Source organism: Nostoc sp. CMAA1605 (assembly GCF_021596505.1).
In the GTDB taxonomy this organism is placed as follows: Bacteria; Cyanobacteriota; Cyanobacteriia; order Cyanobacteriales; family Nostocaceae; genus Trichormus.
Window position 1 is genome coordinate 39,400 of record NZ_PJIZ01000067.1, and the last position, 14,831, is coordinate 54,230.

The following is a 14,831-nucleotide window of genomic DNA, read 5'->3' on the forward strand; positions in this document are numbered from 1 at the left end:
CGTCATTTAAATTGCATCATTTTCATACTGACAAAAGCTGTAAACCCTCTCCCCTGCTCCCTGCCCCCTGCCCCTCTGCGGCCTCAATGTGCTTTCTTATATGCTTAACAGCTTACTCCCCCAAACGTCGCAGTTGAATCTGATGCAGGCGTGGCCCTTCTACGGAAACAATTGTGAATTCTAGATTTTCATAGCGGCAAATTTCACCGATGCTGGGCATTTTCTGCAATTGGTAAAGTAAAAATCCAGCTAGGGTCTGATATTCTTTGGCGAGAGGTAAGTTGAGGTGTAAAACTTCGTTGAGGTCTTCTAAGTTCACCTGGGCTTGAACTAAAAATGTTTGGGGGTCAATCATCTCAAACAGTAAGTCGTTACTGTTAGGAGATGCACCCACATCACCAATAATTTCCGCAATTACATCTTGAATAGTCAAAAGTCCGACTGTGCCGCCAAATTCATCTACAACTATGACCATAGCTGGCTTTTCTGCCTGCATCATGGGCAAGAGTTCGCTAAGTGGGGTAATTTCTGGTACAAACCGAATGGGACGCATCCAGGCTTGAATATGGCTGTCTAAAGTGAGTTGTCCGGTGGCGAGGGGTTTGGCTAAATCTCGAAAGTAAACAATTCCTCGCATATCGTCTAGGGATTCCCCAAGAATGGGATAGCGGGAATGTCCGGTAGAAATCATCTCTTGCAGCAGGTTCTCAAAAGTAGCGTCTTTAGATAAGGCGACGATGCTAGTACGGGGAGTCATAACATCTTGGGCTGTGACATCACCAAATTCAAACACATTATTGAGTAGCTCTCTTTCAGTGGTTTCTAAGCCAGTAGATTCTCGTTCTGTGGAGATAATTAACTGTAATTCTTCAGGTGTGACGGGGGGTCGCCAACCTTGTCCTGTATAGTTGATGCCAAATAGCCGTAACAAATAACTAGTAGATTGATTGAGAATCCAAAGAAAGGGACTGAAAAAACGGATAATCGCTTTGACTAAAGGCCCTAAAAATCGCGCCAACTGCTCAGAGTGCAGCATTGCTACTGATTTAGGACACAATTCTCCTAAGACTATTTGCAGATAGGCAATTAAGAAAAAAGCAATAGGAATTGCTAGGGAATGGGCGATCGCATGGCTAATTTTGGCGGTTAAGGGCAAATTTTGCAGCCATGAACCAATAACCACCACAATTGAACTTTCTCCAATCCACCCCAAAGCCAGGCTAGAAAGGGTAATTCCCAACTGAGTTGTTGATAGGAGTCGGTTAATATTACGCTGTAGTGCTTCGACTGCGATCGCCGGAATATCACCAGACTCTACTAACTGATGAATTCGCGATCGACGCACAGTCACCATAGAAAATTCTGCCGTGACAAAAAAGGCGTTAATTACTATCAGTAGTAATACTGACAATAACCGCAATCCCACATCAGTCAAGCTCAAATTAGGAAATTCATTCACCGTCACAGCTCATACGCTTACTAAATAGGGAATGGGGAATAGGGAATGGGGAATAGGGCATTGGGCATAGGAAATTTCCCCCTGCCCCCTGCCCCCTGCCCTCTACTTTCTGCCCCCTGCTCCTCTGCCTCTTCATCTAGTCCTTTTTATCGACTGGAATATTTGCTACCTCTAACTTTAATTTCTGATCAGGATAGTCTGTGAGGGATAGAGATACTTTCTTCACATCATCCAGTAAAGCTGTTGGGATACTGATAGTACCCGAAAATGATGAGCCATTAGCGGGTAATTCTGGGGGTAATCCCTCTGTACTAGCACTGAGGGTTCTGCCTTTATCGTCAGTGACATCTAGGAAACTATACAAAAAACGCACAGAATCTGCACCTTGATTTTGCATTTTCACTTTCAGGAGTAAATCACCGCCGGAATAGCGTGCAGATTGCACCGCAAAGGTTACACCTTCACTTTCAGATGTTTTGGGAAAGCCTGGTTGTGGTTTTTCTTCGACTACTTTCTGGGTTTTTTCCTTTTGTTGCTGCTTATTTTCGTCAATGTCTTCGTCGTCTTCTGCTAACTTATCTGATTGAGCAGCCTTAGCTTTCCCCTCAATTCGTGCTTTGACGGTTTTGAGAATGTCTTCCTCTTTTAAAAGGGTCACTTCTCCTGATTGGGAGCTATTGGACTTAGCACTGGCAAATTTGCTAGTGGGACGACCATCTGGCGTGGTGACACCTTTGAGAGCCGAACTGCCCAAGTTAAATCCTAAAAAGGCACTGACAGAACCCGACCCCAACATCAGGATTAACAAAATTAGAGTAAGAATTACAGTAGAATTTATTTTCATTGCTAATCAGCTACTATCAAAATCATGCTGGTCTATATTAGCTGGAGTATATTAAGAGTGTTAAACCTATATGCCGAAAACTTTAAGATAACTTAAATAATCATAGTTCGCTCTGTGGCACAAATAAATTGTGTAATATAAAAGTCAACAAGTATGTTGAGGATTGTACAGATCACCCAAACATAGGATACAATCTAATTCTAACCAGGGTTGGCCGAGCGGTTGAGGCAGCGAACTCATAATTCGCCCAAGGCAGGTTCAACTCCTGCACCCTGGATTCTAATGAGTGCTGAGTTGTAGGTATTAAGTTGTGTTAGCCGTAGCGTGGCGTTTAGCCGGTGCTGTTAGCGGTAGTGCAGCGTTTAACACTCAGCACTCAGCACTCAGCACTCAGCACTCCTCTTTTATCGAGATAGGGAAGTATCGAAACGGAATTCTGTTCCGGTTCTGAACTTGTTGGCATTCAAGCGAGGGGACATCAGTATTGATGTATTGTAAGGATTTGGTAAATCAGGTGTCCGCAGATAAGGGTCATTCATAGCCTGTTGTGTGAGGACATCGTGATAAAGGGTGTTGACCAACTCTGCATCACTAGTGATTTCATTATCTGCAAAAGAGTCACGAGGACTAGAACCAATACCTAATAATGAGTCTAACTGACGCTTGGGAGTGTTATTTTGATAAAAGTTGCGATCATGGCGGAAATAAGCACGCTCAAACGTATCACTCGTACTTTCATAATTGGGTACTTCTTCAGCATGAGCGATCGCAGGCATAACAATACCAGTAGCTAAAATCACTAATAATCCACTAATGGACTTAAATTTGATACCCATCTTGGTTGCTCCTCAATTTTTGGGCAAAACTTAACTTATGCTTAAGTTCAGAACTCTCATGAGTTCACCCTTTGGTGTAGCATAACTTTCACTGTTTTGTAATGACGTATTCTACTGAAACCCTTACTGAATCGGATATGTGGGCGGCTAGTGCTGATATTGCCACTCTACGTCAAAATCTACTGGATTTATTTTGCCAACTTGCCTATCAAGAGGGTGATTTCGTCCTCTCTTCAGGACAACCCAGTTCTTACTACATTAATGGTAAACAGGTAACACTCCATCCCCAAGGTGCTTTAGCTATTGGGCGTATTCTCTTATCTTTGCTACCTTCAGATACTCAAGCTGTAGCAGGTTTAACACTGGGAGCTGATCCCATTGTGACAGCCGTGAGTGTAGTTTCCGCCTATGAAAATCAACCAATTCCCGCTTTGATTATTCGTAAAGAAGCTAAAGGTCACGGAACCAAAGCATATATTGAAGGGCCAAATTTAGTTGAAGGTGCAAAAGTGGTGGTGTTAGAAGATGTCGTCACCACTGGACAATCAGCAATGAAGGCTGTTGACCGACTGAGGGCTGCTGGCTATGTAGTCAATGAGGTAATTTCATTAGTAGACAGACAACAAGGAGGCGCAGAATTTTACCAGTCCTTGGGTTTACGGTTTGAGGCAGTTTATACCATTCAGGACATTCAAGAACGGTATCGGGAATTAGCTAGTTAATTGGGAAATTTAGGGTCGCCTAGCGACTCTCCCAAGATAAAGCTGCGAATACAGTTGTAAATTGAGGAATATTTTTGAAATTTAAAAATTAGCGTGGAGTTTGCAATTATTATGTCAATTGAGAGTCCTATAGCAGAAGCCGCTAAAAATCTGGAAAATATTTGTAGTAATGTTATTGAAAATAGTGAAGTAGTAAAAATTAGCAGACCGGATGGTAATAATGTTGTTCTAATTGCTGAAACTGAATTACAAAGCTTACTGGAAACACTTTATTTACTGCGCTTTCCTGCTAATTCGGCGCGTCTATTCACAGCTTTACAACGAGCAAAATTAAAAACTGTCATGCCTCAATCTGTTAGTGAATTGTATGCAAGATTTGAGCTAAATGAAGATGAAAATAGTAGCAATATTGACATGGCTAGTTAGATTTTATTTTTCGATTCAATATTATAAATATTCTTCATAGAAAAGCCTGCGATCGCAGGCTTTTTTTTATCCATCACATCAGATTAATTAAGCTGATGTCACAGTCTCTTTTGCCAAGAATTTCTCTAGTTCAGTTAACGCATCAGCATCGACTTTGGTCTGCATAGGACAGAATTTTGGCCCGCACATAGAACAAAACTCAGCAGTTTTATAAATATCTGCTGGTAAAGTTTCATCATGGTATTCTTTAGCCCTTTCAGGGTCGAGTGCTAATTCAAACTGACGATTCCAGTCGAAGTTATAACGGGCTTTAGAGAGTTCATCGTCTCTATCCCTTGCGCCTGGGCGGTGTCTGGCGATGTCGGCGGCGTGGGCTGCTATTTTGTAAGCAATTAAACCATTGCGAACATCTTCTGCGTTGGGTAATCCTAAGTGTTCTTTGGGTGTCACGTAGCACAGCATAGCAGTACCATACCAGCCAGCCATTGCTGCACCGATCGCAGAAGTGATATGGTCATAACCAGGAGCAATGTCTGTAACCAATGGACCCAGCACATAGAAAGGAGCTTCAGAACACTCTTCCATCTGCTTTTTGACATTAAACTCAATTTGATTCATTGGGACGTGTCCTGGCCCTTCTACCATGACTTGTACATCATGTTCCCAGGCTTTGCGTGTCAGTTGTCCGAGGGTTTTGAGTTCTGCTAACTGGGCTGCGTCAGATGCGTCATGGGTACAGCCGGGGCGCAGAGAGTCCCCTAAACTGAAGGAGACATCATATGTTTTGAAAATTTCAATAATGTCGCGGAAATGGGTGTAGAGGGGGTTTTGCTTGTGGTGATGTAACATCCACCGCGCCAAGATACCGCCACCACGGGAAACAATTCCAGTAATGCGGCTTCTCACCAAGGGTAAATGTTCAATCAAAATTCCGGCGTGGATGGTTTGATAGTCTACCCCTTGTTGGGCGTGTTTCTCGATGATGTGGAGAAAATCGTCTGGTGTGAGATTCTCAATTTTCCCGTGGACACTTTCTAAAGCTTGGTAGACGGGGACTGTACCAATGGGAACGGGTGAGGCGTTAATGATGGCGGTACGAATTTCATCTAAGTTACCGCCACCTGTGGACAAGTCCATGACGGTATCAGCACCGTATTTTACCGCCAAATTGAGCTTATCAACTTCTTCTTGCAGATTGGAAGAATTGGGTGAAGCACCGATATTAGCATTTACCTTGCACTTGGAGGCGATGCCAATACACATTGGCTCTAGATTAGTGTGATTAATATTAGCGGGGATAATCATCCGTCCCCGTGCTACTTCCTCACGAATTAAGTCAGCAGGTAGATTTTCTCTTTGGGCGACGTAGTGCATTTCTTCGGTGATGACACCCTGACGTGCGTAGTGCATTTGAGTTACATTGCTTTGTCCACGCCGTTTAGCAACCCATTCTTTCCGCATATGAAATTTCCTCAATAAACAGCTTCCCTTCGCTGGTATTATCCAGACTCAGGTGTTAAGGGTGTAATCTCAGCCTGTTAGTGCAAGCACCCCTAGCATGGATGTTGATTCTACCATTTTGCTTGGGGTTGGGAACAAGGGGGTTAACAATTCAAAATTCAAAATACCCTACGGGAAGGCTTACGCCTACAAAATTCAAAATTTTCTGTGGGAAGCTAAAGCTACAAAATTTAAAATTCGACACAGTTGCAGTCGGGGATTTAAAACCCAACTCAACTGATACTACGTAGCCTTTCTGAAGGGTGCTGAAAATCCCCGAAATTTAATTTCGGAGAGTGTCAAGATCACAAAAGCTGAAAATCGAGTCATCACTAAGACAAGTTAGCAGAGTCACAGGAGAGAATAACTAATGACTAATGACTAATGACTAATGATGACTAATGACTACAAATACATTATTTTTCACAAACCCTATGGTGTCTTGAGTCAGTTTACTCAGGAAAGCCCCAAACACCAAACGCTCAAGGATTATATTAATGTGCCGGATGTGTATCCAGTGGGGCGGTTAGATTGGGATAGTGAGGGATTATTGCTGTTAACCAATGATGGGAGGTTACAGCATCGTTTATCACATCCGCGTTTTGGCCATGAAAGAACTTATTGGGTGCAAGTAGAGCGAATTCCAGATGTAGATGCTATAACCAGATTACAAACAGGGGTAGAAATTCAAGATTACCGCACCAGACCAGCCAAAGTTAGTTTACTACCAGAAGATCCACCTGTGGGCGATCGCCATCCGCCGATTAGATTTCGCAAAAATGTGCCTACCGCTTGGTTAGAAATGACGTTAACAGAGGGTAAGAACAGACAAGTGCGGCGCATGACTGCGGCGGTGGGGTTTCCGACTTTGCGTTTAATTAGAGTGAGTATCGCTAATTTACGTTTGGATGGTTTAGCTTTGGGTGAATGGCGGGATCTCACACCATCAGAGGTGAAACTTCTCAATCACTTACCCGTCAAATCCAAAAAAGCATAGCTATACCAAGCTGAAAAGTTTCCCAGGGTGAAAAAACAGAAAACTTTTTGATTTACTGATTTTTTCGTAAAAGCAGTTAAAAACAGTATCGTTTCGTTTTTTCTGAGCAATTAGTCCAAGTCAACCTGGGAGTACCAGTTTAAAACCTATGAGTCTGAATCAACGTAGACGGGAAGTGGATTGTCGTCAGACAGCACTTCCCCCAAACCACAAACTCAACATTTTGTCTAAAAAATTTCCCTGTTGGGAATGTGTGTCTGAAGGAGTCTTAGATTCAGAAACGAAAACGGATGAGCAGTTAGTTGATCACAAAGCAAAACTATCACAGTATGGGATGCTGTATGACCATCTTCCATCTGTGTGTTTGAGTTTAGATGTCACAGGATTAATTTTATCTATTAACCAATTTGGTGCTAGCAGTCTGGGTTACACACCAGAACAGTTGGTAAAACAGCCATTTTTCCAATTATTTGCCCAGTCGGAACAACCAAGATTGATTGATGAGTTTAAAAACTTATTGACAAATAAAAGCAAGGATATGTCCGAGTGTGCAGATGTGCGCTTAGATTGTCCTCATAGTTCAATAAAATGGGTCAAAATCCTCTGGAGACTGATATCGGATGATTACCAAGACCCAGTGATTTTGATGGTGTGTGAAGATGTGACTAATTATATTGGTCATGGGGAATTGGAAATTGGGAATTGGGAAGAGTTATCAAGTCCCATACCCAATTTAGTGAGTGACGATCAACAGAGGTTAGAAGAGGAAGTATTAATAACAAAGAAACGAGATATACAGGAAGAATTTATCAGTGCGGTTTCTCATGAATTACGCACACCTTTAACTAATATGAAAATGGCGATTCAGATGTTGGGAATCGCACTGCGTAAGGAGAATCAACTTTTAGGGAATACAGAAAACTCTAAAGTGGCTTGCTATTTTGAAATTTTAAATAATGAGTGCGATCGCGAAATAAATCTTATTAATAATTTTCTTGATTTAAAACGTCTAGAAACCAACTCCCAACCTTGGTTATTGGAAACAATTCACATTGATGAGTGGTTATGGCAAGTAGTAGAGAAATTTAAACAGCAGCATTTTCGGCTTTGCCAGCAAAATCTCAGTCTGACAATTGCGTCCCCTCTGCCACCGCTTAGATGCAATTCCTTGAGTTTAGAACGCATAGTGATAGAGTTACTCACGAATGCTTGTAAATTTAGTCCTCCAGATGCAGCCATTACTATTTCTGTCGGACTCAAAGGGAATAAAATTTTTCTCCAGGTAATTAATTTCGGCGTAGAGATTCCAAGCAACGAATTACCGCGCATTTTTGACAAATTTTATCGCATCCCCAGCAATGATCCTACCAAGCAAGGCGGCGCAGGCTTAGGATTGACATTAGTGCAGAAATTAACCCAGCAATTAGGCGGAACAATCACTGTTGAGAGTCAGTCAAACCGTACTTGTTTTACTTTAGTGGTCAATGGTCATTAGGGCATAGGGCATGGGGCATAGGGCATGGGGCATAGGGCATGGGGCATAGGGCATAGGGCATAAAAAACAAATCTACCTTGTCTACCTTCCAGTCCCCAATCCCCAATCCCCAATCCCCAAATTTAATAAATTCCCTTGCCGATGTCTGAAATATTTAGCTAATATGCGTCACAATTAATACTGCCACCAAAATTCACGGGTGAAACCACAATTTTTTGTAGGTCTACTGTAGGCAGGGGCGGCCGATTGTGGCACTTTGGATATTAGTGGCTAGAAGCACCTTGGAACGGGAATTAAGGAACTTCCACCATGCTGATTTGTCCTGAGTGTCAATTTGAAAATCCTAACGGTAACAATTTCTGTCAAAAATGTGGTACTTCCCTAACCCACAAGGTATGTCCCCAATGTAGTACCGATGTGAGTGTAGATTTGCTACAGTGCCATAACTGCGGTGCCGAATGTGGCACTGTTTGGTGGGCTATTGTGGGGGTAGAAGGGACTGGGGACTGGGGATTGGGGATTGGGAAGGAGGAAAGTACAGGAGATGAGGGAGTAGTGGGAGTAGGGGAGAATATTCCCCAATCCCCAATGCCCGATGCCCAATGCCCAATGCCCGATACCCAATGCCCAATGCCCGATGCTCAAGAACCAACGCCTGATAATGCGCCGACTTTACCCCCCAAATTGTCTATTGGTACTTATTTAGGGAAGGAACAACGCTATCAGTTTTTGGCATCGCCATTAGTTGAGAATGGGGAAGTATCCACTAGGGTTTTAGACCGTCAACCTTATCAAATTTCCCCAATTGAGGCGATATTAGCCAATCAGAAGCAGGGAGTGATGGCATCTATGAATGAAATCAGTGGGATTCCCAAAATTGCTGAAGCTTACATTGCGCTACAGTCCCCCCATCACCCAGAAATTCCCAAGATTCATGATGCTTGGGAAGATGATGAGATGCAGGTTGTATTGATTGAAGACCGTTCTCATTGGCAATATTTACTAGATGCGTGGAAACAGGAAACAACCAGTTCGTTGCAGATTCTGCACTGGTGTTATCAAATGACTCAACTGTGGACTTTGCTAGAACCACTGAATTGTCATTACAGTTTGTTAGATATATCGAATCTGCGGTTGGATGAAGACCAAACTCTAGGACTACAGAGATTATATTTACAGCCAATAGAAACAGAATTGCCAGATACAACGGCAACATTTGAGGAATTTTCAGCCGAGGCTTTTATTCTGAGACCTTTAGGTAGAGTTTGGCAACAGCTATTTAGAAGTTCACAGCGTACTCAATTTGGTTCATTAATCCAAGTTTTAGAAGATTTAGAGCAAGGTAATATTCCGACGATCGCACAGTTGCGATCGCGTTTACAAGATGTCGCCACAGAATTAGAAGTTGGCTCTTCCCCCATTTTTGCTGAATCAGTATTACCCACTGCTTCACCGACGTTTTTACAGATAGACGATTCAGAAGATACTTTAGCTAGAGGGGATGATTTACCAACTGTTGTACTGTCAATGCAGTTAAGCAATTTAGAAGATGCTGGCTCTACCGATGTTGGTCGTCAAAGACAGCATAATGAGGATTGCTTTGGCATTGTGACTAAAATCGAAAAGGTAGACTTGCCCAAAAACCGAATTCTCCAAGCCCAAGGTTTGTATATTCTCTGTGATGGTATGGGTGGACACGCCGGTGGTGAGGTAGCTAGTCAACTAGCAGTCCAAACTCTCAGGCAGTATTTTCAAGAAAACTGGGATAGTAATCAGTTTCCCTCAGAAAGCAAGATTCGAGAAGCTGTTTATTTAGCAAACAGGGTAATTTACGAGAAAAATCAACAAGATGCCCGTTCTGGGGTAGGACGGATGGGTACTACTTTGGTAATGTTACTTATTCAAGGTAATCAAGCCGCCGTTGCTCATGTGGGGGATAGTCGCCTCTACCGCTTGACGCGGAAGCGGGGTTTGGAACAATTAACTTTAGATCATGAAGTGGGACAACGAGAAATTAGCAGAGGTGTAGAAGCTAGTATTGCCTACGCGCGTCCAGACGCTTACCAACTAACTCAAGCATTGGGGCCGCGTGATGACAGTGCAATTAATCCTGATGTGGAATTTTTCCACATTAATGAGGATAGTCTTTTTGTGCTGGTGTCAGATGGTCTTTCCGATAATGATTTACTAGAAACTCACTGGCAGAACCACCTTTTGCCTTTATTGAGTTTTACTAATAATTTAGAACAAGGCGTGACAACATTAATTGATTTGGCTAATCAATACAACGGTCATGACAACATTACTGCTATACTTATCCGGGCAAAAGTCCGCCCCAATACGGGGAGTAGGGAGTAAGAAGCAGGGGGCAGGAGGCAGGGAGAAGAAGAGAAATTTTCTTCCCCAATCCCCAATCCCCAGTCCCCAATCCCCAGTCCCCAATCCCCAATCCCCAATCCCCAGTCCCCAATCCCCAGTCCCCATATCATCCAGGTTGTATTGTGGTTACTCTGATTTTGCTAGAACCGCAACAAAAAACGCCCATCAAACAGTGGTGCTTTGAAAATTCCGCCGTCATTCGGATTGGTCGAGCGACGGATAATCATGTTGTGTTAACTGATAGTTTAGTGTCTAGGCATCATTTAGAAATTCGGCAAGTCACTTCTGCTAAGAATGGTGCTTCATGGCAAATCATCAGTAAAGGCACAAATGGCACTTTCCTTGATGGGGTGCTAGTAATTCAGAGTTCATTACCCCATAATTCCCTGCTGCAACTAGCGCAGGGAGGGCCAATCTTACAGTTTCAAATTCAGGAGGAAGCAGCACCAACTCCTAATTTACCGTCACCAGGATTAGGTGGTTTGTCAGAAAATTTGCCTCTACCAGTCACCTCACAAAGAAAGGCGGCTCAACCTAGTTGCACTCATGAGGGCAATTCCCCAGGAAACTTATTTTGTATCCATTGTGGACAACCGCTTTCGGTACAGCAGACTATCCGCTATTACCAAGTTTTACGGACTTTGGGACAGGGAGGTATGGGTACTACCTATCTGGCTTGGGATGCAGCCGGGTTGATTGCTGGACACCCGCAATTATTGGTGCTGAAGCAAATGAATGCTGATATGGCGAAAATTGCTAAGGCTCAGGAATTATTTGATCGGGAGGCGCATACCCTCAAATCCCTAAATCATGAGGGAATTCCTAAGTATTATGACTTTTTTGTCGAAGGCGGTAAGAAATACTTGGCAATGGAACTAGTTCACGGCCAAGATTTAGAAAAACGCATCTATACTTATGGCCCCGTCATCCCCCAACAAGCGATCGCCTGGATGATTCAAACTTGCGATATTCTTGATTATCTCCACTCTCAAGAACCGCCATTAATTCACCGTGATATTAAACCCGCTAACCTGATGGTGCGGAATGCCAATAATCAAATAGTGGTGCTAGATTTTGGTGCAGTCAAGGAAATTGGCACAACCCCAGGTACTCGCATAGGTGCAGAAGGTTACTGCGCGCCAGAACAAGAACGGGGACAGCCCCTGACGCAATCCGATTTATATGCGATCGGCCCGACACTAATTTTTCTACTGACAGGCGAAAATCCCTTTAAGTTTTATCGCCAAAAAGGGCGCGGTTTCCGCTTCGATGTTAGCCAAATCCCCACTGTCACACCCCAATTGAGAGAAATTATTGAGCGTGTCACAGAACCTTTACCGCGCGATCGCTATCAAACGTCTAAAGAACTCGCCCAAGCCTTGGCTAATTGTCAGTGAGGGATTGGGGATTGGGGACTGGAAAATAAATAGTAGGTCATAAGAAATCAAAATGAATGATAACCAATGCCCAATTCCCCATTCCCAATGCCCTATTCTTCATCCCATGCTTCCACCGCTAGCAAATCCCCTATTGGATCTTGCATAGTGAAACCAAAGTCTAAGAGTTCCTGTTTCCAATGCTGCCAATCGTTTCCATAAAGCAGCGCAATTTTCCAAATGCTATCGCTTGGCTTGATAATATTGGATTCAACGAGTGATTGCACGTTACGCTGCAATTTCACCATTGGGTGAATTACTTGCTGAGTCATAACCTCGATTCAATTCAAAATTTTATTGGGTAAATGCTTAATCAAAACTGCTTTCCGTTTTGCAACTGTCAAAAACGCGTAGAGTGTATTTGGTAAAGCAAGTCTTAACTTTTTTACTATACCATAACAAACTCGATAAATTTGCTTGTCAATTCGGTTTTGTACGGTAATTACTCCACAAAGCCTGAACCGCGCCAAGCAACTATAGTCAATGCAAAACGGGGTGAGCGATCGCCTTCAAGTTTGCAGTCAGCATACTAGGAAAAACAGCCTGTAAAGACTTATTTTTCGTATCTACAAGAATTTTTACAACTTTTATCAAGCCCATAAAATACTGGCTAATTCAAGATGTTGAAACAACACTGACAGAATATTTTCTCTGTAGATCCAAACGATTATATACAATAACGCAAACATCAGAGATTTTATCGCATTATGGCAAATCTTAATATATATTTAATTTTTCTCTAGAAGTTTAGCCAAAATCAATTTTATTGATGTTGAGCCTGAAAAACCAGATAACTAAGTAAATACTTAAGTAATTAGCTATTTGTGTTTTGTATATTTTATTAACCGTAATCAATAAGTTTTTATTTCCCCCAAAATTCATACATCTTAATATTTGGCTTTATACCAGCATCAAAAAAATCTAATTGAGGTGTTAGTTTCTGTGAAGTAATGGGTAATCTCTTATCTAGAAGCTTGCTGTAACTCAGTATTTACCACAACTCAGATTCAAACATGGCTAGATCAGGGGATGACTATTTAGAGACGCGTAAAAGACAGATTGAACGAAAAAAAAGAATTTGGACGACAGTGTCAATTATTTCTTTCTTCGGTTCTATAGCGTTTGGGGCTGTTTCAACTATCCAACGTGCTATACAGAATCCTCCACAAGTCACTCCAACTCAGTCTGCTGAACCTTCACTACAAGAACAAGCGAAAGGCTACGAATTAGTTTTACAGCGAGAACCGAACAACCAAGTTGCTTTAGAAAAGTTGTCATTAATACGTGTGCAGTTAAAAGATTTTAAAGGAGCAAGAGAAATATTAGAAAAACTGGTAAAGCAACATCCTGATAGACAAGACTATCAAGTTATTTTGGCAGATATAAAGAAACGAGAAAAATAAAATATTTCAAATAATCAGAAACCTTACATAAACTAGAAATTATGAATAATCCCATCACTGATTCTGACTTAAATAACTTAATTGCTCCTGAAATTAAAAATGATGAATTCTATGCGGTGATTCAGAGCATTGCTAGAAATGAAAATATTAAAACAGTTTTAGAGATTGGTTCATCTTCAGGAGAAGGAAGCACTGAAGCTTTTGTTACAGGAATGCGGCAAAATCCCAACAAGCCTATTTTGTTTTGTATGGAGGTATCAAAACCTAGATTTCAGGAGTTAGAAAATAGATATAAAAATGACGATTTTGTTAAAGTTTATAATATATCATCTGTGCCAGTAGAAAGCTTTCCCGATAAAAAACAAGTTATAGATTTTTATTACAATACTGATAATAATCTTAAAATTTATCCATTGGATCGTGTTATTGGCTGGCTTGAGCAAGATATTGATTATGTAAAAGAATGTGGATTTTCTGGAAATGGCATCAGAAAAATCAAACAAGAAAATAATATTGAAAATTTTGATGTTGTCTTAATTGATGGTTCGGAATTTACTGGTATTGCCGAATTATGTGAGGTTTACGGTGCAAAATATATTTTTTTAGATGATATTACAACCTTTAAAAATTATCATAACCATCAAGAGCTACTGACAGATAAAAATTATGAATTAGTTATTCAAAATAGTTTTATCAGGAATGGATATTCGATTTTTAAAAAAGTTGACTATCCAGAAACTTGTTTATCTGCTCATGAAATAGCTGAACAAAATCTTGTTAATAGACTCGTTAAACCTGGAATGATAGTGTTTGATGTAGGAGCTAATATAGGAAATTATTCAGTTTTATTTAGTAAGTTGGTAGGGGCTTCTGGAAAGGTATATTCATTTGAGCCAACTTTACGTACATTCAATAAACTACAAGAAAGATTACTAAACTTAGATTCTCATAACATTAACTCATATCAGAAAGCCGTTTTCTCGCATAACACACAAATAGAATTTCACGAATTTCCAGATGAGTTTTCTGAGTGGAATGGTATTGGTTTAACACAAATGCTATATCCTACAGATTCTGGGAAATATGTTCCTATTGTGAATACAGAAATTGTAGAAGCAATAAATATAGATTCATTTTGTCAAAACAATAATATTGACAGAATAGATTATTTAAAAATAGATGTTGAAGGTGCAGAAAGCGATGTATTACAGGGAAGTATTGAACTATTAAGACAAAAGAAAATTGGTTTTATCCAGTTTGAAATATCACAAAAAATGCTGGAGGGATTAAACCGCGATGCTAAATATACATTTGATATTTTAACGGAAAATGGT

14 protein-coding genes, 1 tRNA gene and 1 riboswitch are annotated in these 14,831 nt (G+C 41.2%); of the genes, 9 read left to right on the forward strand and 6 right to left on the reverse strand.

The window, feature by feature from the left end; genetic code table 11:
* Positions 1 to 112: 112 nt before the first annotated feature.
* Positions 113 to 1,459, reverse strand: a complete 1,347-nt coding sequence (locus CV014_RS20365) for a hemolysin family protein (protein WP_236143692.1) — start codon at positions 1,457 to 1,459, stop codon at positions 113 to 115.
* A 136-nt stretch (positions 1,460 to 1,595) separates the two neighbouring features.
* Positions 1,596 to 2,303 carry a hypothetical protein gene (locus tag CV014_RS20370; RefSeq protein ID WP_236143693.1) on the reverse strand — a complete coding sequence of 236 codons (708 nt, stop codon included), beginning with the start codon at positions 2,301 to 2,303 and terminating at the stop codon, positions 1,596 to 1,598.
* Positions 2,304 to 2,507: 204 nt separating this feature from the next.
* Between CV014_RS20370 and CV014_RS20375 the strand changes: the two genes are divergently transcribed.
* Positions 2,508 to 2,580: transfer RNA gene (locus tag CV014_RS20375), tRNA-Ile, on the forward strand.
* A gap of 127 nt (positions 2,581 to 2,707) precedes the next feature.
* Here the strand turns inward: CV014_RS20375 and CV014_RS20380 are convergent.
* A complete protein-coding gene (locus tag CV014_RS20380) occupies positions 2,708 to 3,139 on the reverse strand; it encodes a hypothetical protein (protein ID WP_236143694.1) in 432 nt (143 codons plus the stop codon).
* Between the two features lie 101 nt (positions 3,140 to 3,240).
* Between CV014_RS20380 and pyrE the strand changes: the two genes are divergently transcribed.
* Both pyrE and CV014_RS20390 read left to right on the forward strand, forming a co-directional pair.
* A complete protein-coding gene (gene pyrE / locus CV014_RS20385) occupies positions 3,241 to 3,861 on the forward strand; it encodes an orotate phosphoribosyltransferase (protein WP_236143695.1) in 621 nt (206 codons plus the stop codon).
* Between the two features lie 111 nt (positions 3,862 to 3,972).
* A complete protein-coding gene (locus CV014_RS20390) occupies positions 3,973 to 4,287 on the forward strand; it encodes a type II toxin-antitoxin system Phd/YefM family antitoxin (RefSeq protein ID WP_236143696.1) in 315 nt (104 codons plus the stop codon).
* Between the two features lie 87 nt (positions 4,288 to 4,374).
* Here CV014_RS20390 and thiC read toward each other — a convergent pair whose 3' ends face one another.
* The gene (gene thiC / locus CV014_RS20395) at positions 4,375 to 5,748 is read right to left on the reverse strand and encodes a phosphomethylpyrimidine synthase (protein ID WP_236143697.1); all 1,374 of its coding nucleotides are present in this window, start codon (positions 5,746 to 5,748) and stop codon (positions 4,375 to 4,377) included.
* A gap of 7 nt (positions 5,749 to 5,755) precedes the next feature.
* Positions 5,756 to 5,852: riboswitch (TPP riboswitch) on the reverse strand.
* 329 nt (positions 5,853 to 6,181) lie between these two features.
* On the opposite strand from thiC, the gene CV014_RS20400 reads away from it, so the two are divergent.
* The gene (locus tag CV014_RS20400) at positions 6,182 to 6,784 is read left to right on the forward strand and encodes an rRNA large subunit pseudouridine synthase E (RefSeq protein WP_236143708.1); all 603 of its coding nucleotides are present in this window, start codon (positions 6,182 to 6,184) and stop codon (positions 6,782 to 6,784) included.
* A gap of 148 nt (positions 6,785 to 6,932) precedes the next feature.
* Positions 6,933 to 8,279: a PAS domain-containing sensor histidine kinase gene (locus CV014_RS20405; protein WP_236143698.1), complete on the forward strand. Its 1,347-nt coding sequence runs from the start codon at positions 6,933 to 6,935 to the stop codon at positions 8,277 to 8,279.
* Here CV014_RS20405 and CV014_RS20410 read toward each other — a convergent pair.
* The gene (locus CV014_RS20410) at positions 8,266 to 8,385 is read right to left on the reverse strand and encodes a histidine kinase (protein WP_236143699.1); all 120 of its coding nucleotides are present in this window, start codon (positions 8,383 to 8,385) and stop codon (positions 8,266 to 8,268) included. The genes CV014_RS20405 and CV014_RS20410 overlap by 14 nt on opposite strands.
* 203 nt (positions 8,386 to 8,588) lie before the next feature.
* Here CV014_RS20410 and CV014_RS20415 point away from each other — a divergent pair, with 203 nt between their 5' ends.
* Both CV014_RS20415 and CV014_RS20420 read left to right on the forward strand, forming a co-directional pair.
* On the forward strand, positions 8,589 to 10,637 hold the full coding sequence (locus CV014_RS20415; protein ID WP_236143700.1) for a serine/threonine phosphatase: 2,049 nt from the start codon (positions 8,589 to 8,591) through the stop codon (positions 10,635 to 10,637).
* Between the two features lie 143 nt (positions 10,638 to 10,780).
* The gene (locus CV014_RS20420; RefSeq protein WP_236143701.1) at positions 10,781 to 12,055 is read left to right on the forward strand and encodes an FHA domain-containing serine/threonine-protein kinase; all 1,275 of its coding nucleotides are present in this window, start codon (positions 10,781 to 10,783) and stop codon (positions 12,053 to 12,055) included.
* Between the two features lie 92 nt (positions 12,056 to 12,147).
* Here the strand turns inward: CV014_RS20420 and CV014_RS20425 are convergent, their stop codons facing one another.
* Positions 12,148 to 12,366 (reverse strand): DUF4327 family protein, encoded by a 219-nt coding sequence (locus CV014_RS20425; RefSeq protein WP_236143702.1) that lies wholly within the window; start codon positions 12,364 to 12,366, stop codon positions 12,148 to 12,150.
* Positions 12,367 to 13,107: 741 nt separating this feature from the next.
* Between CV014_RS20425 and CV014_RS20430 the strand changes: the two genes are divergently transcribed.
* Positions 13,108 to 13,497, forward strand: coding sequence for a tetratricopeptide repeat protein (locus tag CV014_RS20430; protein WP_236143703.1), 390 nt, complete (start codon positions 13,108 to 13,110; stop codon positions 13,495 to 13,497).
* 41 nt (positions 13,498 to 13,538) lie between these two features.
* On the forward strand, positions 13,539 to 14,831 hold a 1,293-nt coding region (locus tag CV014_RS20435; protein ID WP_236143704.1), incomplete at its 3' end, for an FkbM family methyltransferase.